Raw genomic sequence first — 22,420 nt, forward strand, 5'->3', positions numbered from 1 at the left:
GCGGGTGGCGAAGCTATCAGAGCAGGTAAAAAAATTAATAATAGCCGACCACTTGACGGGCAAATTTTCGCAAAGAGAGTTGGCTAAAAAATACGATTTATCCACCAGCACGATAAATAAAATTACAAAAGGGGTGGAAGCCAAAAACGAACACCTAGTGAACGCCCAAGTAGCGTTGCTGTCGGCAAGAGAAACATTACCGCCCGAACAAACGAACGCGATCGCGAACGCTGCGAGAGACGAATTTTATAATAGGCGGCTAATCGAAAACGCTACCCAAAAAAACCTAGCCAAAATCACTGAAATGCTAGACAAAAACACCAAATACGAAAAGGTGGGTGTCGGCGACGGGGTGCAAACTTTCGAGCCGGTGGAATTAAACGCAAACGACTATAAGGCACTACAAGACGCGATAGATAAAGCCAGCCTAACGCTCGGCGTTAATCCCCGCTTTTCAAATACTACGATAAACAACGCAAACGTAAGCCAAGAAGCACAAATTCAACAAATCGTGATAAGCAAAGATGAGTAAACTAGAGGTCAAGCTGCTACCGCACCAATACGAGCTACTAGCCGATACAAGCACGAAAATCATAGGCTTAGTCAGCGGTTACGGCGCGGGCAAAACCTACGCCGCGGTTAGAAAAGCCTTGCAGCTAGCATTTCTAAACCCCGGTTGCGCGGGCGTGATAACCGAGCCAACCTATCCGCTTTTGCGCGACATCTTATTTGGCGACCTTGAAAACGCGCTCATTGAGTGGGGCGTGCCGTATAAATTTAACAAATCAAGCGCAGTATTTACGCTGGACGTAAACGGCGCCAAAACGCCTATTTTATGCCGTAGTATGGAAAACTGGGAGCGATTAATCGGCATAAACGCCGCTTGGATAATATGCGACGAGTTTGATACGTCAAAAACCGAGATCGCACTAAAAGCTTACGAGAAGCTACTAGGACGCTTAAGAGCGGGGAACACTAGGCAATTTATTATTACGACGACGCCCGAGGGCTTCCGCGCCACGTATCAAATTTTCATAGAAAAAGGCGGCGATACTAAACGGCTGATAAAAGCAAAGACCGCCGACAATAAATATCTGCCGCCCGATTTTATCGACACGCTAAAAGAGCAATACCCCGAGAATTTGCTTAAGGCTTATTTAGAGGGCGAATTCGTAAACCTCACTAGCGGCACCGTGTATAGTTACTTTAGCCGCGATACTCACGCAAGCACGGAAACTATCAAAGAGGGCGAAACGCTACACATCGGCGCGGATTTTAACGTGGGCGGCTGCATAAACATAGTCTGCGTAGAGCGAGCGGATAAAAACGGCATAATAACCACGCACGCGGTAGATGAGGTTATTAGTTACGATACATACGCTATGGCGCAGACGCTAAAAGATAGATACAAAGGCCATAAAATTATTATTTATCCCGATGCTAGCGGACAAAATAGAAAAACGAGCGCGAGCGAAACGGACGCGCAAATTTTAAGAGGTGCTGGGCATTTGGTATTCGTAAACCACTCAAATCCGAGCATTAAAGACCGCGTAAACTGCGTGAATAACTTATTTGACAAACTCCGCTTGCTCGTCAATGTCTCAAAATGCCCGAATTTAACCAAAGCTCTTGAGCAGCAAGCGTGGGATAATAAGACCCAACTGCCCGAAAAAAGCGACGCTCACCCTGCAAACGATGACTACAACGACGCGCTTGGGTATCTAATCGCGTATAAATACCCGATAGCTGCGCGAGATTACCAAATCAAGGTAGTCGGCATTTAGTAGTAGAATGCAAAGAAAAAAGGCTTCTTATGGCGGTAAATGCAAAACATCCCGAATATTCTAAGAATTTAACCAAATGGCAGCTAATGCGCGATGCCTTAGCGGGCGAGGTGGCAAAAGAAAAATACGTGCCTAAATTAAGCGATCAAGAAGCGGAGGAATACAGCGCCTACGTAGGGCGAGCAGAGTTTTACAACGCGACGGCTAGAACGCAGGTCGCGCTAACAGGGCTACTATTTGCAAAGCCGCCTAAAGTTGAGCTGCCCGAAGCGCTAAAGAGCATCGGCGAGAATATCAGCCTAGATGATGACACGCTAGAAGCTCTTGCTAAAAATATCGCCGACGAGTGCCTAAGCGTCGGGCGTTGCGGGGTGCTTGTGGATCTGCCTAGCGTTGAAAAGGCGGATTATTCCAAGCTGGAAGCCGAGCGATTAAATTTAAGAGCCTACGCCACGCTTTATAAGGCCGAAAACATTATCAACTGGAAAACCACGAAAATAAACGGCTCAAACGTTACATCGCTCGTGGTGCTTGCTGAAACCTACGCCGAGCCGACGCAGGACGAGTTTGTAGATAAGATAAAAACGCGCTACCGAGTACTTGATTTGCACGAGGGCTACTACCGTCAAAGAGTATTTAGCGAAACCAAGGCGGGAAATTTTGAAGTAGTTAGCGAAATTTACCCGAGCGCGAACGGGCAAAAGCTTGAATATTTGCCGTTTACGTTTTTTAACGTGAACGACTTAAAAACAGCGGTAGAAAAGCCACCTTTGCTTGATTTGGCCAAGGTTAATATTAGCCATTTTAGGAGCGAGGTCGATTTAGAACACGGCACGCATTTTACGGCGTTGCCTACGCCTTACGTCACGGGCTATCAAGGCGAGAGCAGCGAAAAGCTAAAAATAGGCTCTACCGCCGTTTGGGTCATAAACGATCCGAGCGCAAAAGTAGGCTTTTTAGAATTTAGCGGCGCGGGGCTATCTACGCTTGAAAACCGTATTGCGGTAAAAGAAAAAAGGATGTCGATTTTGGGCGCGCGCTTGCTGCTTGACGAGAAAAAGACGGCTGAAGCTACCGAAACGCTACAAATGCGAAAGAGCGGTGAAAATGCGGTATTAACCAACGTCGCATCTACGATCAGCGAGGGGATAGTATCGTTTTTAAAAGACATCGCCTTTTTTGAGAATATCGCGAGCGAGAATTTAATATACGAGATAAATACCGACTACAACCTAACTATGATTGAACCGCAACTATTAGCGCAAATTATAGCCGGCATTCAAAGCGGGGATATTCCAAACGAAGTGCTTTATGATGCACTACTAAAAGGCGAGCTAATGCCTGAAACTATCCAAAGCTACGAGGATTATCAGGCCAAACTAGAGCAAGCCGCGCCGCAGGTAACGCCGAGCGATGAAGCCATTTAACCAACTTATAGCCGAGCTTGAAGTCGCGCGCTCTCTTTTGCACGAGCGGATAAAAAACGGGCTAAGTAAAAAAGTAGCTAAATTTTACGATGAGATGATCGCAGATTTGCAGGCTCAAATTTTAAAAAAGAAAAATATAACGAATAATTTAGCCCAAACGATAAGCGACCTCAAACAAAGCCTAAAAACGCCCGATCTGCGTAAAGATTTTTTAACACTAGCGGAAAACGAGCAAGACCATCTACTAGACTACAACGAGCTGGCGGGGATTGTTTTGTTTTCTAGTGTATTGCCAGAGAGTAGCATCGAGCGGATAGTAGATAGCGCGCAACTAGAGGGCGCGACCGTCAAAGCGTGGAATAACGGGTTAAACGCCGATCAGAAAAAGAGACTAGAGCGCGAGCTAAAGATAGGCGTAAGCTTAGGCGAGACGACGCCTATGCTAGCGCAAAGAATAGCGCACGTTTTAGAGAAAAATAAACGTGACGCTACCGCTATCGCTCTAACCGGAGCGGGCGCAATAGTAAGCGAAATTCGCCAAGCCTTTTTTGAAGCAAACGACGACGTCATAAAATGCTACAAATATCAAGCTACGCTAGATACTCGCACATCTGCGCTGTGTAGAGCCTACGACGGGTTAACGTGGGATAAAGACTACAAGCCTATCGGGCATAACTTCCCGTTTCGCAAACCGCGCGTAAATACTCATTTTAATTGCCGCAGCACCATAATACCGGTAACCAAAAGCTGGGATGAGCTGGGCACCGAGGGAATGGACGAAGCGAGCGGTCGCACTAGGTCAAGTATGAACGGCTACGTACCGCAGGATATGAGCTTTAACGACTGGCTAAAAACCCAAAGCCCCGAAACGATAGAAAAGACGCTGGGTAAAGGCAGAGCCGAGCTATTTATGCAAGGCAAGATCACGATGCGGGATTTGATAACGCAGCAGGGGCGCGCGCTTGACTTGAGCGAACTAGCCAAGAAAAAGAAAATTTGGGAATATTCAAAGGAAAATATTAAGCATTTTGATATACCAAAAGGCATTAAGAGTCGAATAGGGCTTAAGACGGACAAAATACGAGGTAGCTTGGAATATCTATTTAATAAACACCCTGAAATGTTTGACGGTAAAGCGGATATTGTAAATATAATAAAAGATGTTTTTAACGCGCCCGATATTATCAAGCCTGCAACGCGTCGTAGTGGCGGTTTCATAATAGCAAAGTCGATAGACGATAAGAAAAAGAAAATGATCGACATCGGCATTTACCCTAATAATGGTGTAATTTTTCACATAAACAAAAGAAAATGGGATGCTGATATGAGAGAATTTAAAAAAGGCAAGCAGTGAGACCGCCCAACCCTCACACGAACGGATACCGCAGAATAACTACGTACCGCACGGGGCGATAATGCGCTTGCTAAGAGCGCTAGGGCATTTCGTTTTCACTCATCCCTTTTGCTTGCCACTGTCGTAATTATACCATATTTTCACCAAACCAGACCACTTTAAAATTTAAGCTACTATTCTATCAAAGGCCGTGCCTTAAATTTAACTCTTGTGGAGGACAAAATGGATATTGAGGAGCTAAAAAAGCAAGTCAGTGATTTGCAAGCAGAAAAAGAGAGAATGGAAGCCAAAAACAAAGAGCTTTTAAGCGAGGTAAAAAAGCTAAAAGCTAAAAATAGCGACGCGGTGGATGCCGAGAAATACGCCGAGCTTGAAGCTAAATACGACGAGCTAAAAGCAGAGAACGAAAAGCTTATCAAAAAATACGATGCCGATACGAAAAAGCTAAACGCCGATCTAGCTAATGCTAACGGCTCGCTAAATAAGTATCTAATCGACGCAGGGCTAAGCGATAATCTCGCAAAAGCGGGCGTAAAAGCGGAGTTTTTAGAAGCGGCTAAGGCGCTACTGCGCGGCAATGCTAGCCTAAAAGACGACAAGGGCGAGCTAAAAGCGTATATCGCGGATAAGCCTATAAGCGAGTTTGTGAGCGAATGGGCGCAAAAAGACGGTAAAGCTTTCATAGCAGCGCCTCAAGGTCAAGGCGGAGGAGCGAGCGGAGGCGGCGGTAGCGTAAATATCGGCGCTAAATGGGGCGGCACTCGCGAGGAGCGAATAGTCGCGATAAAAGAGAAATATAATTTAAAGGAATGAAAATATGGCACTAAGCGACATGAAGGTATTTTCCGAATACCTAGCAGGTACAACGATCGAAACGCTAAGTCAAGACATAGAGAAATTTAACGCGGCTAGCGGCGGCACGATAATTCTAAACGCACAGGGCATAGACGGCGATTTTATGCAGGAGAGCTTTTTTAGAGGCATCCACTCCGCACAGCGTAGGGTAGATAGATACGCGGCCAATGCCGCGGCTACGGCTACGACCTTAAGACAAGAGCAAGACAACGCCGTAAAAGTAGCGGGTGGGTTTGGTCCCGTGGTATTTGAGCCGGGACAGCTAACGTGGATAAAAAAAGACCCGTCCGTAGCTCTTGAAGTGATTTCAAGAAATATGAGCGAGGCGATGATAAGCGATATGCTAAATACGGCTATCTCCGCACTCGTAGGCGCTATCGGCAATAACGCGGGCGTAGTAAACGACGTAAGCGCAAGCGGCGGCATAAACCAAGCCAACCTAAACAACGCGTATGCAAAATTCGGTGACAGAAGCGCGGCCATAACGGCTAATATAATGAGGGGAGCGGTATTCCACAAGCTAATCGGGCAAAATTTAGCAAACGCCGCACAACTATTTAAGGCCGAAAACGTGCTCGTTGTCGAGATTTTAGGGCGCCGCGTAGTAGTAACAGACGCACCGGCTCTTTACAAAGCTGGAACGCCGAATAAAGACTACGTTTTGGCGCTAACGACTGGTGCCGCGATAGTAAGCGACGCGGGCGATCTAATCACGAATATTCAGACCAACAACGGCAAAGAGCGCATAGAAACGACTTATCAGGCTGATTATACATTCGGGTTGTCGCTCAAAGGCTATTCTTGGGATACGGCAAACGGCGGCAAAAGCCCGGATAACGCAAAACTAGGCACCGGCACGAACTGGGATAAGATAGCTGCTAGCGATAAAGATACCGCGGGCGTGCTACTAATAGGCGACGCGGCTAAAAACTAGGAGGCGGTAAATGTCTAAATGGTATGTAGAATTCCCAACGTTTCAGTATAACGAGGACGTTAAAGCCCTAGCCAAAGAGCGAGGGCTAACAATCATAGACGCTAAATTCGACGAGGGCGACGGTGTGAAAGACCCGCCCGAGCTGACGCTAAAGGGTGCGACGCAAGAAGTCGATTACGACGAGCTGATTTCAAGGCTCGATACGTTAAAAGCGGGCGAATTGAAGTTGCTAGCGGCTCATTTGGGCGTTGAATATACTAACGCGGACGGCACGAAAGCCGCCATAAAAGAGAAGCTGGAGCAATGATACCCGAGAACGGCACTGGGCTAGCTAATGCCAACGCTTACGTTTCGGTCGAGTTTGCCGATGAGTACTTTTCGGCACGCGGCAACCAGACGTGGGCGGGGTTAGATAATGCAGCCAAAGAGGCGGCCATTATCAAGGCGACGGATTATTTAGAGGCCATGTATTTTGATAAATGGCAAGGCGAGAGATTAAAAAGCGATCAGGCTTTGAGCTTCCCGCGCTCGCCGTTTGGGATGCCTGCTAAATTTAAATCCGCCGTTTGCGAGCTAGCTATAAGGGCAAACGTGGGCGAGCTAATGAGCGACGTCGAGCGGCTAACCACTAAAGAAAAAGTAGGCGGTATCGAGGTGGAATACGCACAAAATGCAGACCCCGCCACCAAATACGCTTACGTAGCTAGCCTTTTAAAGCCGTTTTTAAAACCCGCAAACGCAATGGTAATGAGGCTAGAGCGATGCTAAACGAAAAAGCCAAGAATACGGCGTTTAAATTGCTTGATAAATTCGGCAAAGTAGGCACGTATAAACGCAAAAGCAGGCAAATTTACGACCCTGAGACGGGCGGAATGACTGAGCAAATAAGCGAATACAAAGTAAAGGCGTATATCGATAGCGCGAAAAGCTACTCAAATTTAATAGAAAAAAGCTTATTAGACAAGGGCGATAACGTGATCTTGATAGCCGCTAAATCTTTACCTTTTATGCCGCAAAACAACGACGTGATAGAGTTTCCCCACTGCTCTTATACTATCAAATACAACGACGCGGTATGGGGCGGCGAGGACGTGGCGCTGCATCAGCTAATAGGAGTTGCAAAATGATTGATAGGCAGATAGATAACTTTAGCGCAAAGGCTCAAGAAAAAGCGCTGAAAATCTTTAAAAAATCAGTCATTGATCTAACTTCAGACATCATCAGCGACACACCGGTAGATACAGGCAGGCTAAAAAATAATTGGTTTCCTAGCGTAGGCGCAGCTAGCGAGCAGACAACAGAAGCGACCGCAAACGAAGCGGGCGATCGAGCGGAAAAATACGCACAAAACGAGCTAACACTAGACAAGACCTTTTATTTTACAAACAATTTGCCTTACGCTTTTCGCATAGAATTTGAGGGGTGGAGTAAAAATAAAGCTCCGCAAGGTATGGTAAGGCGCAATGCGATCCGTTGGAAGCAAATAGTAAAAAGGGCGGCACGTGCTTAGAATTCGTCAAGCTTTGGAAAAGGCAGTTTTGGCGGTTACGCCTGCGATTGATACGGCGTTTGAAAATACTACGTTTAATCCTAGAGCGGGCGAGCCTTACCAACAACTTTATTTTTTGCCCGCCAAACCAAGCGTTGCTGTAATTGATGATAGTATTGCGGAAATTGACGGCGTGTTTCAGATAACCTTACGCTACCCCGCGGGTAAAGGCGTCAAAGACGTTTTAGAGCGCGCGAGGCTTTACGAAAAAGCTTTTAAAGTAGGCATAAAGCTAGAAAATGAGGTTTTTATTACCGCTCCGACGAGCGTTAATATTTTAGGCATTGACGGCGATCGCTACGGCGTGGCCGTTTCTATTTATTTTAAATCTTATAAGGAGTGAAAATGGCGGAGCAGTTAAAAGTAACAGATAGCCAGCTTACTAAATTTTATATTTGCGACACTAGCGTCGATTTGGGCGATGCGGCTAAAATAAAAACGGCGCTAACATCGGCAAAACGTATAGCGTATTTAGAGGATTTGGGCGACTTTACCAAAACCCGTAAAACCAACGAATACGAGTGCATAGACGAGGATGCTACGGCAGTATCCCAGGGAGCTATAAGTTATAGCGAGACGGAATTAAAGCTATTTTATGCGGCGGGGCAAAATAACGGCGTAAAAGAGCTTACCGAGATGTTTAACAAGAAACTACGAAAGCAATTTATCATCGTGGGTAGCGACGAGCCTGCGACGGGAGCAAATAAAAACCCGACCTACATCACGGGCGAGTTTATAAACACTAAAACTGGCGTATCTATCGCAAAAGACAACGTCGTGCGCGTACCGATAACCATCAAAATAACACGCCTAGACGACATCATAGAGGCTAAGGGGGCGTAAGTTATGGATTTAAAGAATTTCGATATAAGCAACGGCGAAACAGGTGTCGAGCTAACCATCCTCGATCTTGACAATAAGCCGACCGACATCAAAATCAAAGTGCTAAGCTTTCACGGCAAAAAAGGACGCGAGGTGTTTATGAATGCCGTAAAAGAAAATAAAGGCGCCGAACAAAGCACGCTAGAGGTTATGGTGGGGCTTACGGTAGGCTGGAGCGGTATTAGCGAAAACGGCAAAGAACTAAAATTCAGCCACGACGAAGCTAAAAGAATTTACGAAACCTATCCGCTAATCGCTAATCAAGTCGAGCGTTTCGTAGAGAATGCGAGAAATTTTTTAAAAAAGTAAGCGACGAGCTCGCGCTATACGTCAGACAGCTAGCCTACTACGCAAAAACCGACGTTAAAGAGCGCGAGTTCCCTCCGGTAACACAAGGACGACATCTACTACACGCGCTTGACGAGCTAGGATATTGCAAAAATAGCGGCTTTGGCGCGGTAGCCTTGGATTTTAACGATATTAAAAATTATATCGAGCTAACGGGCGATAAATTTAACTGGTGGGAAATATCGGTTTTACGTAATTTAAGTCGTATCTACGCCGCCGAAATAAATAACGACGACAAGCAAGCCTATGCGCCGTATCAAGGCGAATTTAGCCCGAAATCTTTTTCATCTATCAAAGAAAAATTCATGAAGTAGTCTTTTAAAGGCTACTTTTATACAAGATTATTATAAAATTTACTGAAAATTTATTAAGGAGAGAGAATGAAAAAGCTTTTGTTGCTGGCTCTAACGGCTGGGGTTGTATTTGGTGCTGGGCTAAATGATGAGCTAATACAACTAAGACTTGAAAATAAAATATTAAAAGCCTCACTGGAACGTTGTGTGCAAGAGCTGAATGCCACAAAGATGACAACGGGAGCCCAAGAAACAATAAAAAATAAGCGCGAGATTAAATTTAATGAAAAAATAGTAATAGATGACCTTATAGAGTTTGAATTCCAAAAAACGTTTTTTGCTAAACAAATAAAGCCATCAAAACACACTGGAGTTTATTCTTATTACTCATCAAAAGGCGATGATACAACGATGGTTGCAGCTATTTTAAAACTTAAAAACCTAAGCGCCGAGGGCATTGACCTACAAAAGATATTTAAAGCCACGCTAATATATGATAATAAATTCAAATATCCTCTGGGTTTGGCTGAAGAAGAGGCTGATGGGTCGAATTTTAAAACCCGTATGTTTGGCATGAATAAAATAATACCGCTGATTAAAACTACAATATACGTTTTTGGCGAAGTGCCACTAGAAATAGAAGCATCTGACAAACCACTAAACATAATTATTGAAATACGCGATCAGGCTTTTGATTTAAAAATTAGGTAGTAGGCGTATATTTCTTAATTATTGTTAGTATCTCATCTAAATTCTTGCCCTTTTCGTAGTGATACAAAAAGGGCTCTACCCAATAAGGCGTTTCGTCTTTTTGTTTCCAATTCATAAGCGTTTGATATGGCATACCAACCAGTTCAACAAATTCTTTTTTGCTTAAATTCAATTCAGCTATTCTCTTTTCAAAACTTGTATTTGTCATTTTTTGCTTTCTAATTAAAATAATTATAATATTATCGTTTTTTAACTAAAATAATTATAAAACTATTGACAAAACTATTGTAATGAGATATAATCATACCACAAATTAACTATTTTGGTTAATTTAATGCAAAACCTAATCTCAACAAAAGGAGACAAAATGAGTAACGCGGTTATTATCAATAATTGTGAAGTAGAGTTGGAGGCGGTAGGCGACCTAACCTATACCACCTCTTTAGACATTAAGTCAGTCTTTGAGAAAAGACATGCGGATATTCTAGCACAAATCCGCAGGCTCCCGCAAGATAAATTTAACGAACGAAATTTTTCGTTGGTTGAATATAAAGACAAAAAAGGCGAAAGCAGACCGTATTACAAAATCTCGAAAGACGGCTTCGTTTTGCTCGCTATGAGTTTTACCGGCGAGAGATTTTACAAATTCAAAGTCGCCTACATTAATGCCTTTAATGCTATGGCCGACGAGATAAAGCGGCTTAAATTTGAAGCCTACGTAAATAAAATCGCCGAACTCGATGCAGTGCTGATAGACAAAACCAAAAGACACAGCAGAGAGATAAGCGGGTATAAGGGCAAACTAACGCAGGCGAATAATAAAATTATGGCACTAAGGCGCGATCTAACAAGTACAAAAGAGTCGAAGCTGGAGTTTGAAGCTTCGCCCGATTATAAGGCGATGTGGAAAAATGCAAAACTGGAGCGGGATTATTATTTTGACAAATACAAAAAGCTATCCGAAAAAAATACACAAAAAGAAAACAAATGCGTCAAGGCATTAGACGAAACGCAAAAGTGTTTTGAGGAGATTTTTACGGCTATCGGTGCAGTCAAGGCGTATATTTTTGACAATGACGATTTTTTTATGAAAAACAACGTGCTATTAGCCTAATTTTACCAAACCAACGCCCCCTTAAATTTCATATACAATTTGCCCTAGATTAAAAAAGGGGCGAATTATGACCGAAGTTGCTAGCTTGATCGTTAGCGCTAAATTTGAGGGGGCGGACAAGCTAAAAAGCGATTTAAATAGCATAGGAAACGAAGCGAAAAAAGCCGAGAACGCGGCGGCACAGCTGTCGGGTGCATTTACCACGTTAAAAACTGCTATGGCGGCAGTCGCCGGCTCTATGATAGTGCGCGAATTTGTGCAAATTTCGGACGAAATGAGCTTGATGAACTCGCGCCTAAAAAAGGCGACGGACTCAATGGCAGAGTTTACGGCGCAGCAAAAAGCTATGCACGCTATCGCCAGAGACACTCACGCCGATATAAAAGACACTACCGACCTATACGTTAAATTAGCGCCCGCCTTAAAAGACCTAGGTAGAAATACCGACGAAATAAATAAAGTTACTTCAAGTTTTACCAAGGCTTTGCAGTTAGGCGGAGCAAGCGCAGAGGAAAGCGCAGCCGCGATAAAACAATTCGGTCAAGCTATGGGCAGCGGCGCGTTAAAAGGCGACGAGTTTAACTCTATCGCCGAAGCGTCGCCGACTCTTATGAGATATTTTGCCGACGGTTTAGGCGTGCCTATCGGAAAATTAAAAGAGCTTGCCAGCCAAGGCAAACTAACCGCTGAAGCAGTATCGGGCGCGCTTTTAAAAATGTATGACCAGATTAGTAAGGATGCCGCCCAAATGCCCGTAACCGTCGGCAAGGCATTTACTGACATAAAGACTGAAATGTCACTTTTGGTGGCAGAGTTTAACGAAGCCGCGGGCGCGACGGGCGGGATGAGCCAAGGGCTAGAAACCTTAGCCGACTGGATAAAAGATAATCGCAGCGACATTGTAGAATTCGGGCTTGACGTATATCGCAGCTTCCAACTTATGGGCACGGCGGTCATTTGGTTAGGGCTTGCTGTGGATAACGTATTCACGGCAATTCCCACCGCAATAACTTTGGCTATCGACACGGCTACCACCACGCTATCTAACGGGCTAAATTCTATGATTACCGAAGCAGAGGAAGCGTATAACTCGATAGCTTCCCTATGGGGCGGCGAGACTAGATTTGAGCGCATAGATATTTCTACCAATATATCTGACGGACTTATGAAGCACCGCAAAGAGTTAGATGAGCAAATCAGCCTAACCCAAGACGCAATGAAAGGGCTACTAAAAGACATAGCCGAGGATACTATGGCAAGCGCCGCGCCGAAAATAAACGAAAAATTCGAGGGGATTAGGCAGAGCGTCAAAAATACGGGCACGCAAGCGACCAAAACGAAAGAGCAAATAAGCGCCCTAAACAGAGCGCTTTTAGAGATAGCCCAAAGCGGAATGAGCGAAATCGAAAAAAAAAGAGATAACGTTGCAAGGAAAGCTCAAGAGTGGACGGCGCTCGGCGTAAGTCCGGATAAAATCGCGGAATATAGAAAAAACGAACTAGCAAAAATAGACGCCGAAGAGACGAAAAATAAGCTGGCGGAGCAAGAAAAAACCAAGCAAGAACAAATTAAGGCCACTAACGAATATTTGAAACTAAAAGACCGCGAATTTAATTTAGCTAAACGCCAAACGGAGCTAATAAGCGACGAAACGGCTAGGCGTATACGTCTAGTGGAGATAGAGCATAGCCACGCTGCGGAGCAATATACGGCTATGCTAAAAAAAGGCGAGATTACTGAAAATTACTACGCCCGCGCCATGGCATCAGAGGAACAGCTTTATCAAAAGCAGATGTTTGACGCTTCAAGCTGGGGGCAGATTATGCACAGTGGCTTAAATAGCCTTGAAAGCGCTATGGGTAATTTCTTTGATTATTCGTCCGATCGCTTTATGAAATTCGGCGATTTAGCGCAGGATATTTTAGGGCAAATTTATAGGCAAATAGTAAGGATGATGATAATCCAGCCGTTAATCAATTCGGTTACGAGTATGTTACCTGGAATGTCTGGAGAGGCTACTCCAAAGCATCAGGCTTTGCCTGCTGGAGGATTTGCAAGTGTATTAAATGCTACTCCAGCGGCACAAGGCGGCGTATTTAATAGCCCCGATCTGCATAGCTACGCTAATTCCATTGTAAGCAAACCGACCTTTTTTAAATTCGCTAAAGGCGGCATTCCAGACATTGGCGTAATGGGTGAGAAAAACGGCGGCAGCCCAGAGGCTATTATGCCGCTAACCAGGGCGAGTAACGGCGATTTGGGTGTAAAGGCGCAGGTTTCATCATCGTTAAATAACGTAAAAGTGGAAGTGATAAACCAAACTAGCGAGGACGTAAAGGTATCTAACGCCGCGATAAGGCGAAACGACGGCGAATGGGTCATATCTTTAGTTTTAAACGGCGTGAGTAAAAACGTCTTAGGCTCGCGCGAAACTTTAAGGGGGTTATTAGCGTGAATACTTATCCTAGTTATCCACCAGTAGTTGTTGGTTCATCTAGAACCTTACGTAATCCTACGCACAGAAGCTCAAGCGAGGGCGGTTATACGATAACGCGTAAAAAATGGACTAAGCCTAAAAGCTCGTATAGTTTAAATTACCCCGCCCTAAACGCGGAGCAGTTCAAAATTTTAAGAGATTTTTTCGTAGAAAATCAAGGGCAGGCTTTTAAATTTCGTTATCCGCTGGAGGACGAAACTAAAATTTGCGTATTTTCTATGGACGATTTAAAAGCCGACGACAATATGCAAAACCACTGCGCAGTAAAAGTGGAGATAGTAGAGATATGAAACTAAGTACGATAAAAGATTTAAACGCCTTAGCTACCGACAGCATCTTACTGGTTGGACTTGAAATTTTTATCCCCGAAACGCCTACGGTACGCATAATAAACAATAGCGAGAATATAACCTTTAGAGGCGAGGAATTCGTAGCATTTCCTTTTAGTATAGGCGAAATCCAAACAGCCAAAGGTGAGATACCGCAGTTTAATCTAAGTATCGACAACACTAGCCGAGCTATGCAAAATTATATAAACTCTTACGATAATTATTTAAAAACGCGCGGCGCGGAAAACTCTACTATTAAAGCCAAAATTTACGTGATTAATACAAAAGATTTAAGCGAGCCGGTGCTTGAGGAGTTTTTCGAGCTTACCGACTTTAGCTCCGATAGTAAGGCCGTAACCTTTAATTTGGGCGCGGGCAATCTCTTTAATATGAGCTATCCGCCGCGCAAGATGTATAAGGATTATTGCGTATTTAAATTTAAAGGCGAGGAGTGCGGATATAACGGATTAGAAACTCGTTGCGATAAAACCTTGGCTAGCTGCAGGGCTAAGAATAATTCGGCGCGCTTCGGCGGATTCTTGGGAATTGCGGGCGGGTATAAGAAATGACGATAAGGGATTTAATAGGCGCTCCGTTTGAGGAAATGGACTGCTTTGCTTTGGTGAGAAAGTGCTACGAGATAGAGCGCGGCGTAATCATACCGCCTGCGCGCGCTCCGCACGATAGAGCTAAACTCGTATTTAGCGAATTTCTAGACGAAATTTCGAAAAACTGGCATAGAGTAGAAAAGCGCAAAGGCGTCTGCGTAGCTTTGCGTTACGACATAAATCACCCTAAAATAGTAACGCATTTCGGATATTTAATCGACGAAGAGCATATTTTACATACCACGTCGCAAACGGGCGCTATCGTAGAACGGCTAGCTAATTACGAAAAGTTGATAGAGGGCTATTATGACCGAAAATAAAATAATAACCTACAATAACGTTTTGAATCCCTTAGATAGAACGATACTAGCTAGCGGAGAGTATAAAAATATCGACGAAATCCTAAAAGAATTAAAATACGATAACGAAATTTACGATCTCGTAATTTCTAAAAATAGCGTTATACAAAGCGGCTTTTTCGAGCTTGAAAACGGCGACGTAGTAAATATCGCTATTGTGCCTAAAGGCGGAGGCGGAGGCGGAGGCGGTAAAAAGATTCTAGGCATCGTGGCTTCTATCGCTATCGCTATCGCTGCACCTTATGCGGCTGCGGGCATATTAGGAACCACCGTAGAGGCGCTAGGCTTCGGCGGTAGTATGTTGGCTGCCGGTATCGCTGTGGCTGGCAATTTGCTATTAAGTGCTATTATGCCTAAACCATCTATGCCTGGTTTTGATAGAATGGATTTTAAAAACTCCAATACCTACGGCTGGAATAAGCCTGCCAACCAAGCTATGCAGGCTCAAGTAGTGCCTAAAGTTTTTGGGACACATAAAATAACTCCGCCGTTAATCGCTTCGCATATAATTAGCGATGGCGATAAGCAATATTTTAATGGTCTTTATGCGCTAAACGACGGTGAGATTAAAGATATACGAGAGATTAAGATAAATGACGAGCCGATAGAGAATTTTAAAGGCGTAACTTATGAGATTAGAAACGGGCTTAATAACCAAAATATAATCTCTAATTTTAACGATACTAGCTACGATAAGAACATAGGCAAAAAGCTAAACCCCGATTTATCTTACTCTTTAGCGCAAACGGACGGTAATTTCGTAACGAGCCTATCCGTAACTCTAGTTTTCCCGCGCGGGCTTTATTACGCTAACGATAAAGGCGGACTTGACGGATACTCGGTAAACGTGAGAGTAGAATACTCCGCCGACGGCGAAAACTGGACGCCGATAACGGGCGTTTCCTATACGGTAGTAACCGCCGCGCAGACTTCTACGTTTAGGCGAGTTTTTAAGGCGGATAATTTACCGCCTAATAAATATAACATTAGGGCTAAATTTGAAACCGCGCCCAATACCGGCAGCCGTTACGCAAGCGATTGTTATTTGGAATATGTAACCGAAACCGTAAGCGACGATTTTATTTATCCTAAAACCGCGCTTCTAGCTATTAGGGCGTTAGCGACCGATCAGCTAAACGGCGGAGCGCCTAGGATTAGCGCGGTCGTAACGGCTAATAGCGATAATCCCTCTCATATCTGCCGTAAAATTTTAGAAGATAGCGGCGTGGAGAGTTCGCGCATAATGCCTAGTTTTAACGAATGGGCTAATTTTTGCGAAAAAAAGAGCTTAAAATGCAATATCGTATTCGATAGCGAATTAAGCGTTAGAAAAGCGCTCGATACCGTTAGCTTACTAGGCCGTGCGTCCGTGCTTCAAGCAGGTTCTAAATTCGACGTAATAATAGAAAAAGCGGGGCTAATTCCCGCTCAAAGCTTTTTGTTCGGTATGGGAAATATACTAAGCGATACGTTTAAGCAAAATTTCCTTCCTTTGGTAGATAGGGCGAATTTTATCGAGATAACTTATTACGATAAAAATAAAGATTACGAGCCTTCCGTCGTTTCGGTCGGACAAATAGCCGCCGATAATTCGCGCGTAAGCAATAAAAGCTCCGTTACGCTGGTAGGCTGCACGGACGAGGCGCAGGCTAGAGCTTACGGACGCTTTACTTTAAATTGCAACCGCTATTTAACCGAAACGATAGAATTTGAAGCCGACAAAGATAGTTTAGTTTGCAGATACGGCGATATTATCAAAGTTAGCCACGATACACCTCAATACGGCTTTAGCGGTAGATTACTAGAAGATAGCGGCGCGGATTTTGTTATTTTAGATAGAGATTTAGATACCGTAGGCGGCGTAAAATACGCTATTCAAATCAAAAACGACGTAAACGAGATCAAAGAGTTCGAGATTTTAGAAATCCTAGCTCCGAATAAACTAAGGCTGAATTTAAACGGAAGCGTCTTTAAAAAATACGACAACTACGCATTCGGCGAGATTAATAAGGCTTCTAAATTATACCGAATTTTAAAGATAGCTACTTCGGGCGAATTTACGCGCCATATTACGGCGATAGAATACAACGAGGATATTTACGACGATAGGGAAAATATAAGCGTTACGGATTATTCGTCGCTGGGCGTGCGGAATCTAAGAATAAGCGAATATTTAAAATACGATACGGCCAAAAATATAAAAACTATGCTGGCTCTAGCTTGGAGTGGCGATTCGCTGTTTTATTTCGTAACTTACAAAAGCGCTAGCGAAGAACGAACAATAAGGGTCTTTAATAGCGCGTTCGAGTTTGAAGCCAAAGAGGGCGAAACCTACAAAATAACGGTAAAAGACGGCGTGGGCAATAGCACAAGTAAAACTTATAACGTTTTAGGCAAGCTTTACCCGCCGGGGCCGGTAGAGAATCTAAAAGCGGTCGAGCTAATGGATGATTGGGCGTTAAGCTGGAGTTACGACGATAGTCCTTTAGATTTTAAAGAGTTTCACATTTATAAAGACGGCGTATTTTTGGAAACTACACAAGCCTTAAATTTTGTGACGCCTATAACAGGCATTTCCGTCATTTATGATATTTATGTCGTAGATACTAGCGGCGTAAAAAGCGCCGTTTCTAGCGTCACGGCTATTGCGGCCGGCCTAGAAAACGTAAATAGCGTAAATACGTTTTATGAAAACGACGCTTTAAATATAGTTTGGGGAGAGATAAATAGCCTCGATAGAAAAATAGGCTACGAAATAAGACGGGGCGAGGTTTGGGATAATAGCCAACTAATAGCTGTTACGAGCGATACTAGCGCTAGAATATTTAATAGCGGGACATATCAGATCGCGGCATTTTACGTGACTAACGGCGGGGCTAAAATAATGAGTGCGATGCCTACGACGTTTATTGTGGACGAAGCAAATACGCTAGAAAAAAATGTAATATTTAAGAGTGTAGAACATAAAATTTGGATCGGAGCAAAAAAAGGCGCGGCGAATTCAGACGGCGAATTGACATTGGACGGGCTCGGACTGTTCGACGATACGCTAAACGTAGACAATGCGCCGTCGTTTGACGCTCCTTTTGGATTTACTTCGAGAGGAATTTACGATAGCGCGAATGTTTGCACCCTTGACGCGCCAGCGTCTTGCAAGATAACTTCCAACCTAAAATACAGTGGGTTAAACATCCTAAATGATTTCGATACCGCGCCTAGCGTGGACGACTTAATAAATTTCGACGGCTTTAAAAACGAAGACATAAGTACCATAGAGCAAATCGCGTTAAGCATCGACGGCGCGAATTTTAGCGAATACAAAACATTTAGAAGCGGCGTTAGCTATCTAGCTAAGGCGTTTAAAATGCGCCTAGTTTTAAGTAGCAAAAATATTTTTAGCTCGCCTACGGTTAGCGAATATTCTTATGAAATAGATGTGCCCGACAAATTCGAAAGCGGGAGTGCGAAAAGTGCAGCAAGCGGCGGGGTTAACATTGCCTACAAAACCATTTTTAGCACGGCTCCCAAAGTCCAAATCACGATATTAAACGCGATCGCTGGGGACGACGCTATTTTATTAAACCAAACCAAAGGAGGATTTATGATAAAAATCATAGACAAGAACGGGATCGCAGCAGAGCGAGAATTTAATTATTTTGTAAAAGGATATTAAAATGGCGATAGACATCAAAAACGGCACGGGGCGAGAAGTAAGAGAGAGGATAATTAAGGCTTTTAACGATTTAGACACCGCAAAACTCGACAAAACCCAAGCCGATGAAAAATTCCTAAAAATTGGTGACTATGGCTTAGGCGGACTAGATAATATGCCTGTTTTGCAAAACATTGATGATACCACTACTCCTACTGGCTTTTATCGTGCAGTCGAAAATCAAACCTCTGGCACATTTCCAAAGCCTTACGGCGGCTCGAAACACGCTCACGTTCTTGTAGAGCGCGTAGATGCAAACTGGATCAAACAGACAATAGTTCAAATATCTCAGGACGGAACAAAACCGATATTTTATCGCACGAATAATCGCGACCGTGGCTGGCATCCATGGAAAGAGGTAGTTACTGCCGATGGATATAATATTGACATACTAAAAGAGGCGACATCTAATTCTTCCAGCAATACTTTAGTAAAGCGTGATGTAAACGGAGACTTTGTAGGAAGATGGATAACGGCAGATCATTTTCTAATGAGAACAGAGGCTCAAGACAAAAATCTTGATGCAAATAGCGAGATATGTTTTCGAAATGCACAAGCAAGCAAAAATAGTCCGTCTCACATGAGATTTGCAACGCTAGCAAAGTTCAAGGAGGCACTAGGACTTTCAAGAGGCAGTGTGGGTGCAAGTGGCTGGGTTGGGCTGCCAACGGGGCTTATACTCCAATGGGGGCAAATTCAAAATCTAGGCGTAGGCGAAGAAAGAGAGATAATGTTCCCTATAGTTTTTCCAAACTGGACGCTATCGGTAGTGGCAACGCCTGGACTGCCAAGTCCGAACAACGGTATCTATTCTGTGCATATTAATGGATTTTTCAAGGAAAAATTCACTATTCAAAATACCGATACAGATAGTGCATATCCTGCATACTGGATTGCAATAGGACATTAAAAGGAGAAACTATGAAATATGCCCATTACGATGAAAAAGAAAAAACGCTGCTAGGATACTACGATGATGAAATCCACGATACTATCCCAACGCCTAATATTGAAATCTCGGACGAGGACTGGCTAAGAGCTCTAAACGAAAATGCAAATAGCGTAGATACAAAAAATAAAAAACTAGTCAGGATAGAAACGGAACCAAAGCGAGATGAACTAGCTGAGCTTGAAAAGCAGATAAGAGAATGCGAAGATGATATAAAGCATGCTCTTATCATTGGCAACAACGCCGTGCTAGAGAGCTTAAGGGCGGAGTTAAAAGAGCTAATAGTGCAAAGAGAGGAGCTAAAAAAATGAGAACAAGAGTAAAAAGATGCGAAGTGTGTGCGTCAAAGATAGACAAAGATGGTAACTGCACTTGGGAGGGTTGTCCTAAGTGCCCTAAGTATAAGGCAGAGGTGAAAGATGAGACTAAAACCGAAACAAAAACTACAAATTCTTAAAAATGTAGCCACCGAGCTACCGCTTGAGATAGTGCATTTTATCATCGTGCCTATCGCTCTGCTAGCTTGCGATGAAAAGAGCGAGCATCTGCCAAAGTGGGCTGCTTGGTTTGATGAGAACGACTATGGCATAAATGGCGATGATGGGTGGAGGAGATGTCACTTTAAAGAGCCAAAAAATAGAACCTACTTTGCAAGGCTTTGTTGGCTCTATCGTAACAGGATAGGAAACTTTAGCGCGAAGTATCTAGGCGTAAAGGTTGAAGATATAGATGCAAGCAGTGTAGAAAGTGTAGGCGATATTCTAGCTACAGAAAACAAAGGGGCAAAAAGCACCCAGTGTCTAGTGACTTGCAGACTTAAAGATGGACGTGAGCGTTTTGGTTATTACAAAGAAATAAGATATGGCAAATCTAAGTTTTATTGCAGAATATATTTAGGCTGGAAGCTTATGGATATATGTGGGATGAATGAAGGGAACAAAAGCACATATCTTGAAGCAGATGATAAGAAAGTGCTAAAAAGCGTGTGGTGTGTAAATCCGTTTAAAAGGGTGCGAAATGAGCGATAAATTTTATATAGGGGCTATCTTGCTTTTAAGCTTTGTCGTTGGTGTGCTTTATTGGCTAAATAACAACGCAGCAGATAAGATTGATGAGCTAACAACGAAACTGGCACTAAAAGAGGCAAGTAATGCCATAGTTGTTTCCAATTTGGAAACATGTAATGCCAAGATCGAGCTAGCAAACACAAGCCTAAAAGCGCTAAGTGTGCCAAAACAAGACGAAGCAAAAATAAAAGAGCGTGTTATAACTAGGGTTGAGCGTGTGGCAGTGCCTATCAAGGATGCAGCTTGTGAGGAAAAGCTAAATTTTTATGAAAGGCTATTAAATGAAGCTAATAATAAGTAGCCTAATAGTGACGTTTTTTATGGCTGGGTGCAGCTCAAAGCCTGAATTGATAGTAAAAACGCAATATCAAGACGTATATGTGCCTATTGCGTGCATAAAAGAGATGCCAGCAAAGCCAAAGTATAGTCCTGGTGATTTGCAAAGTGCTAAGGAGCTAATGGGCTATTTTCTCACGTGCGAAGAGCTTTTAAAAGGATGTGTAAATGGAAGCGATCATAAAAAAGACTAAAGCCTTTTGGCTAAATAAGATGGTTGTAGTAGAAATAATATTATCCGTCCTAATAATGTATGTTTTTACATATAAATTTTAAAAAAAGGGCTGGGTAATGGATGATCTTATAAACAAAGTAGGTATTTATTTTTGGGTTGTAGTTGTCGGCTTTTTAGGTGGAGCACTAGGATCTATAAACAACAAAGAACAAGCCATAAATAGAGGACGTAAAGTATTAAATTTTATAGTTGGCACTATTAGCTCAGGTTTTATTTGCTGGATATTCTTTGAAATAACATCATTTTTTACAAACAATAATGATCGCTTTAGCCTTGCAGTAGGTGGCTTTTTTGCTTGGCGTGGCACAGCTTGGATATGTGCCATAGTTGATAAAGCAATAGACAAAAAGATCAGTAGTTTTGAAAGCCTTGATGACTTCCAATCTAAACCGCCAAGAGATTTAAATTTTTAAAGGATTAAAAAATGAAAAACTTTACTAACGCATTTTATACATTAATGAGCCTAGAATTTAACAGCCCTAAAAACGCACTACACAAAAACCCAAACGAAAAAGGCTTAACCTTTATGGGTATTTATGAAGCTGCTCACCCAAACTGGCAAGGCTGGGGGCAAGTTAGAGAAGCTATCAACGCATACGGCGATCTAGAAAAGGCTAGCGTTGCCCTATATAATGATGACGCCTTAGTTGAGCTTGTAGGTAAATTTTATAAGGCTAACTACTGGGATGCTATGAGGCTTGATGAAATAAATAGCTACAAAAAGCAGGCGGAAATGTTTATATTTGGTGTAAATGCTGGATGCAAAAACGCCATTAAAGCAGCCCAAAAGGTTGTAGGCGTTACAATGGACGGCATTTTAGGCGCTAATACTCTAGTCGCGATAAATGCGTATAATGAAGCTAGTTTTGATAAAGACTACGACCGAGCAGAAATAGCATATTATAGGGCTATTATGTCAGCTAATCCGACTTTAGCCAGATATGAAAGAGGCTGGATTAATAGAGCCGAAAAAGTGTAAAAAATATCTTTTTTGCTGACCTTTTAGCTGACTAGTATTTTTAAAATTATGTCTATTGCGTATTGAAAGTTAATTTTTCAAATCCCTCTCTACCCGCC

The 22,420-nt window shown here is 43.2% G+C and carries 30 protein-coding genes; 29 read left to right on the top strand and 1 reads right to left on the bottom strand.

All coding sequences use genetic code 11. From position 1 onward, the window contains the following. Positions 1-4 precede the first annotated feature (4 nt). The 15 genes from CVT15_RS08775 (at position 5) to CVT15_RS08845 (ending at position 10,137) form a co-directional block, all read left to right on the top strand. Positions 5-532, top strand: a complete 528-nt coding sequence (locus CVT15_RS08775) for a helix-turn-helix domain-containing protein (protein ID WP_107898288.1) — start codon at positions 5-7, stop codon at positions 530-532. Continuing rightward, a complete protein-coding gene (locus CVT15_RS08780) occupies positions 525-1,784 on the top strand; it encodes a phage terminase large subunit (RefSeq protein WP_107898289.1) in 1,260 nt (419 codons plus the stop codon). The genes CVT15_RS08775 and CVT15_RS08780 overlap by 8 nt, the downstream gene beginning before the upstream one ends. 29 nt (positions 1,785-1,813) lie before the next feature. Beyond that, positions 1,814-3,211, top strand: a complete 1,398-nt coding sequence (locus CVT15_RS08785) for a DUF4055 domain-containing protein (RefSeq protein ID WP_107898290.1) — start codon at positions 1,814-1,816, stop codon at positions 3,209-3,211. After that, positions 3,198-4,565 (top strand): minor capsid protein, encoded by a 1,368-nt coding sequence (locus tag CVT15_RS08790; protein WP_107898291.1) that lies wholly within the window; start codon positions 3,198-3,200, stop codon positions 4,563-4,565. Before CVT15_RS08785 ends, CVT15_RS08790 begins: the two co-directional genes overlap by 14 nt. A gap of 222 nt (positions 4,566-4,787) precedes the next feature. Then, positions 4,788-5,378: a hypothetical protein gene (locus CVT15_RS08795; protein WP_107898292.1), complete on the top strand. Its 591-nt coding sequence runs from the start codon at positions 4,788-4,790 to the stop codon at positions 5,376-5,378. Positions 5,379-5,382: 4 nt separating this feature from the next. Continuing rightward, complete coding sequence (locus tag CVT15_RS08800) at positions 5,383-6,354, top strand: major capsid protein (RefSeq protein ID WP_107898293.1); 972 nt, start codon at positions 5,383-5,385, stop codon at positions 6,352-6,354. A gap of 10 nt (positions 6,355-6,364) precedes the next feature. Beyond that, complete coding sequence (locus tag CVT15_RS08805) at positions 6,365-6,661, top strand: hypothetical protein (protein ID WP_107898294.1); 297 nt, start codon at positions 6,365-6,367, stop codon at positions 6,659-6,661. After that, positions 6,658-7,122 carry a DnaT-like ssDNA-binding protein gene (locus tag CVT15_RS08810; protein ID WP_107898295.1) on the top strand — a complete coding sequence of 155 codons (465 nt, stop codon included), beginning with the start codon at positions 6,658-6,660 and terminating at the stop codon, positions 7,120-7,122. Before CVT15_RS08805 ends, CVT15_RS08810 begins: the two co-directional genes overlap by 4 nt. Beyond that, a complete protein-coding gene (locus CVT15_RS08815; protein ID WP_107898296.1) occupies positions 7,116-7,481 on the top strand; it encodes a hypothetical protein in 366 nt (121 codons plus the stop codon). The genes CVT15_RS08810 and CVT15_RS08815 overlap by 7 nt, the downstream gene beginning before the upstream one ends. Then, on the top strand, positions 7,478-7,864 hold the full coding sequence (locus tag CVT15_RS08820) for an HK97 gp10 family phage protein (RefSeq protein ID WP_107898297.1): 387 nt from the start codon (positions 7,478-7,480) through the stop codon (positions 7,862-7,864). The genes CVT15_RS08815 and CVT15_RS08820 overlap by 4 nt, the downstream gene beginning before the upstream one ends. Continuing rightward, the gene (locus CVT15_RS08825) at positions 7,857-8,246 is read left to right on the top strand and encodes a phage tail terminator-like protein (RefSeq protein WP_107898298.1); all 390 of its coding nucleotides are present in this window, start codon (positions 7,857-7,859) and stop codon (positions 8,244-8,246) included. The genes CVT15_RS08820 and CVT15_RS08825 overlap by 8 nt, the downstream gene beginning before the upstream one ends. Positions 8,247-8,248: 2 nt before the next feature. Then, complete coding sequence (locus CVT15_RS08830; protein ID WP_107898299.1) at positions 8,249-8,746, top strand: hypothetical protein; 498 nt, start codon at positions 8,249-8,251, stop codon at positions 8,744-8,746. A 3-nt stretch (positions 8,747-8,749) separates the two neighbouring features. Further along, positions 8,750-9,094: a hypothetical protein gene (locus CVT15_RS08835; protein WP_107898300.1), complete on the top strand. Its 345-nt coding sequence runs from the start codon at positions 8,750-8,752 to the stop codon at positions 9,092-9,094. 155 nt (positions 9,095-9,249) lie between these two features. Beyond that, positions 9,250-9,447, top strand: coding sequence for a hypothetical protein (locus CVT15_RS08840; RefSeq protein ID WP_107898301.1), 198 nt, complete (start codon positions 9,250-9,252; stop codon positions 9,445-9,447). Positions 9,448-9,513: 66 nt separating this feature from the next. Beyond that, positions 9,514-10,137, top strand: coding sequence for a hypothetical protein (locus CVT15_RS08845; protein WP_107898302.1), 624 nt, complete (start codon positions 9,514-9,516; stop codon positions 10,135-10,137). On the opposite strand, the gene CVT15_RS08850 is transcribed toward CVT15_RS08845, so the two are convergent. Then, positions 10,130-10,309 (bottom strand): helix-turn-helix domain containing protein, encoded by a 180-nt coding sequence (locus CVT15_RS08850; RefSeq protein ID WP_230853930.1) that lies wholly within the window; start codon positions 10,307-10,309, stop codon positions 10,130-10,132. The genes CVT15_RS08845 and CVT15_RS08850 overlap by 8 nt on opposite strands. 195 nt (positions 10,310-10,504) lie before the next feature. Between CVT15_RS08850 and CVT15_RS08855 the strand changes: the two genes are divergently transcribed. From CVT15_RS08855 to CVT15_RS08920, 14 genes are all read left to right on the top strand, one after another. Then, on the top strand, positions 10,505-11,251 hold the full coding sequence (locus tag CVT15_RS08855) for a Rha family transcriptional regulator (RefSeq protein WP_159070267.1): 747 nt from the start codon (positions 10,505-10,507) through the stop codon (positions 11,249-11,251). A gap of 67 nt (positions 11,252-11,318) precedes the next feature. Next, positions 11,319-13,706, top strand: a complete 2,388-nt coding sequence (locus CVT15_RS08860; protein WP_107898305.1) for a tape measure protein — start codon at positions 11,319-11,321, stop codon at positions 13,704-13,706. Further along, positions 13,703-14,038, top strand: a complete 336-nt coding sequence (locus tag CVT15_RS08865; RefSeq protein WP_159070268.1) for a DUF2460 domain-containing protein — start codon at positions 13,703-13,705, stop codon at positions 14,036-14,038. Before CVT15_RS08860 ends, CVT15_RS08865 begins: the two co-directional genes overlap by 4 nt. Beyond that, positions 14,035-14,646: a DUF1833 family protein gene (locus tag CVT15_RS08870; RefSeq protein WP_107898307.1), complete on the top strand. Its 612-nt coding sequence runs from the start codon at positions 14,035-14,037 to the stop codon at positions 14,644-14,646. The genes CVT15_RS08865 and CVT15_RS08870 overlap by 4 nt, the downstream gene beginning before the upstream one ends. Beyond that, positions 14,643-15,005 carry a hypothetical protein gene (locus CVT15_RS08875; RefSeq protein ID WP_021087189.1) on the top strand — a complete coding sequence of 121 codons (363 nt, stop codon included), beginning with the start codon at positions 14,643-14,645 and terminating at the stop codon, positions 15,003-15,005. Before CVT15_RS08870 ends, CVT15_RS08875 begins: the two co-directional genes overlap by 4 nt. Continuing rightward, positions 14,992-18,717: a host specificity factor TipJ family phage tail protein gene (locus CVT15_RS08880; protein WP_107898308.1), complete on the top strand. Its 3,726-nt coding sequence runs from the start codon at positions 14,992-14,994 to the stop codon at positions 18,715-18,717. The genes CVT15_RS08875 and CVT15_RS08880 overlap by 14 nt, the downstream gene beginning before the upstream one ends. A gap of 1 nt (position 18,718) precedes the next feature. Then, positions 18,719-19,666: a gp53-like domain-containing protein gene (locus tag CVT15_RS08885; RefSeq protein ID WP_196373527.1), complete on the top strand. Its 948-nt coding sequence runs from the start codon at positions 18,719-18,721 to the stop codon at positions 19,664-19,666. Positions 19,667-19,677: 11 nt separating this feature from the next. Next, positions 19,678-20,016: a hypothetical protein gene (locus CVT15_RS08890; RefSeq protein WP_107898330.1), complete on the top strand. Its 339-nt coding sequence runs from the start codon at positions 19,678-19,680 to the stop codon at positions 20,014-20,016. Further along, positions 20,013-20,162 (top strand): hypothetical protein, encoded by a 150-nt coding sequence (locus tag CVT15_RS08895; protein WP_180998518.1) that lies wholly within the window; start codon positions 20,013-20,015, stop codon positions 20,160-20,162. Before CVT15_RS08890 ends, CVT15_RS08895 begins: the two co-directional genes overlap by 4 nt. Further along, a complete protein-coding gene (locus CVT15_RS08900) occupies positions 20,125-20,733 on the top strand; it encodes a DUF7338 family protein (RefSeq protein WP_196373528.1) in 609 nt (202 codons plus the stop codon). The genes CVT15_RS08895 and CVT15_RS08900 overlap by 38 nt, the downstream gene beginning before the upstream one ends. Further along, positions 20,723-21,073, top strand: coding sequence for a hypothetical protein (locus CVT15_RS08905; protein WP_107898224.1), 351 nt, complete (start codon positions 20,723-20,725; stop codon positions 21,071-21,073). The genes CVT15_RS08900 and CVT15_RS08905 overlap by 11 nt, the downstream gene beginning before the upstream one ends. After that, positions 21,054-21,302: a hypothetical protein gene (locus tag CVT15_RS08910; RefSeq protein WP_107898223.1), complete on the top strand. Its 249-nt coding sequence runs from the start codon at positions 21,054-21,056 to the stop codon at positions 21,300-21,302. Before CVT15_RS08905 ends, CVT15_RS08910 begins: the two co-directional genes overlap by 20 nt. A gap of 97 nt (positions 21,303-21,399) precedes the next feature. Continuing rightward, positions 21,400-21,756, top strand: coding sequence for a phage holin family protein (locus tag CVT15_RS08915; protein ID WP_107898222.1), 357 nt, complete (start codon positions 21,400-21,402; stop codon positions 21,754-21,756). A gap of 11 nt (positions 21,757-21,767) precedes the next feature. Further along, on the top strand, positions 21,768-22,322 hold the full coding sequence (locus CVT15_RS08920; RefSeq protein ID WP_107898221.1) for a putative peptidoglycan-binding domain-containing protein: 555 nt from the start codon (positions 21,768-21,770) through the stop codon (positions 22,320-22,322). The last annotated feature ends 98 nt before the right edge of the window (positions 22,323-22,420 follow it).

It is taken from the genome of Campylobacter concisus, from assembly GCF_003048595.2.
GTDB classification, from domain to species: domain Bacteria; phylum Campylobacterota; class Campylobacteria; order Campylobacterales; family Campylobacteraceae; genus Campylobacter_A; species Campylobacter_A concisus_L.

Coding starts and splice junctions, on each gene's coding strand:
- CVT15_RS08780 (WP_107898289.1), top strand. CDS start 525: ATGAGTAAACTAGAGGTCAAGCTGCTACCGCACCAATACGAGCTACTA.
- CVT15_RS08785 (WP_107898290.1), top strand. CDS start 1,814: ATGGCGGTAAATGCAAAACATCCCGAATATTCTAAGAATTTAACCAAA.
- CVT15_RS08790 (WP_107898291.1), top strand. CDS start 3,198: ATGAAGCCATTTAACCAACTTATAGCCGAGCTTGAAGTCGCGCGCTCT.
- CVT15_RS08795 (WP_107898292.1), top strand. CDS start 4,788: ATGGATATTGAGGAGCTAAAAAAGCAAGTCAGTGATTTGCAAGCAGAA.
- CVT15_RS08800 (WP_107898293.1), top strand. CDS start 5,383: ATGGCACTAAGCGACATGAAGGTATTTTCCGAATACCTAGCAGGTACA.
- CVT15_RS08805 (WP_107898294.1), top strand. CDS start 6,365: ATGTCTAAATGGTATGTAGAATTCCCAACGTTTCAGTATAACGAGGAC.
- CVT15_RS08810 (WP_107898295.1), top strand. CDS start 6,658: ATGATACCCGAGAACGGCACTGGGCTAGCTAATGCCAACGCTTACGTT.
- CVT15_RS08815 (WP_107898296.1), top strand. CDS start 7,116: ATGCTAAACGAAAAAGCCAAGAATACGGCGTTTAAATTGCTTGATAAA.
- CVT15_RS08820 (WP_107898297.1), top strand. CDS start 7,478: ATGATTGATAGGCAGATAGATAACTTTAGCGCAAAGGCTCAAGAAAAA.
- CVT15_RS08830 (WP_107898299.1), top strand. CDS start 8,249: ATGGCGGAGCAGTTAAAAGTAACAGATAGCCAGCTTACTAAATTTTAT.
- CVT15_RS08835 (WP_107898300.1), top strand. CDS start 8,750: ATGGATTTAAAGAATTTCGATATAAGCAACGGCGAAACAGGTGTCGAG.
- CVT15_RS08845 (WP_107898302.1), top strand. CDS start 9,514: ATGAAAAAGCTTTTGTTGCTGGCTCTAACGGCTGGGGTTGTATTTGGT.
- CVT15_RS08855 (WP_159070267.1), top strand. CDS start 10,505: ATGAGTAACGCGGTTATTATCAATAATTGTGAAGTAGAGTTGGAGGCG.
- CVT15_RS08860 (WP_107898305.1), top strand. CDS start 11,319: ATGACCGAAGTTGCTAGCTTGATCGTTAGCGCTAAATTTGAGGGGGCG.
- CVT15_RS08870 (WP_107898307.1), top strand. CDS start 14,035: ATGAAACTAAGTACGATAAAAGATTTAAACGCCTTAGCTACCGACAGC.
- CVT15_RS08875 (WP_021087189.1), top strand. CDS start 14,643: ATGACGATAAGGGATTTAATAGGCGCTCCGTTTGAGGAAATGGACTGC.
- CVT15_RS08880 (WP_107898308.1), top strand. CDS start 14,992: ATGACCGAAAATAAAATAATAACCTACAATAACGTTTTGAATCCCTTA.
- CVT15_RS08885 (WP_196373527.1), top strand. CDS start 18,719: ATGGCGATAGACATCAAAAACGGCACGGGGCGAGAAGTAAGAGAGAGG.
- CVT15_RS08890 (WP_107898330.1), top strand. CDS start 19,678: ATGAAATATGCCCATTACGATGAAAAAGAAAAAACGCTGCTAGGATAC.
- CVT15_RS08895 (WP_180998518.1), top strand. CDS start 20,013: ATGAGAACAAGAGTAAAAAGATGCGAAGTGTGTGCGTCAAAGATAGAC.
- CVT15_RS08900 (WP_196373528.1), top strand. CDS start 20,125: ATGAGACTAAAACCGAAACAAAAACTACAAATTCTTAAAAATGTAGCC.
- CVT15_RS08905 (WP_107898224.1), top strand. CDS start 20,723: ATGAGCGATAAATTTTATATAGGGGCTATCTTGCTTTTAAGCTTTGTC.
- CVT15_RS08910 (WP_107898223.1), top strand. CDS start 21,054: ATGAAGCTAATAATAAGTAGCCTAATAGTGACGTTTTTTATGGCTGGG.
- CVT15_RS08915 (WP_107898222.1), top strand. CDS start 21,400: ATGGATGATCTTATAAACAAAGTAGGTATTTATTTTTGGGTTGTAGTT.
- CVT15_RS08920 (WP_107898221.1), top strand. CDS start 21,768: ATGAAAAACTTTACTAACGCATTTTATACATTAATGAGCCTAGAATTT.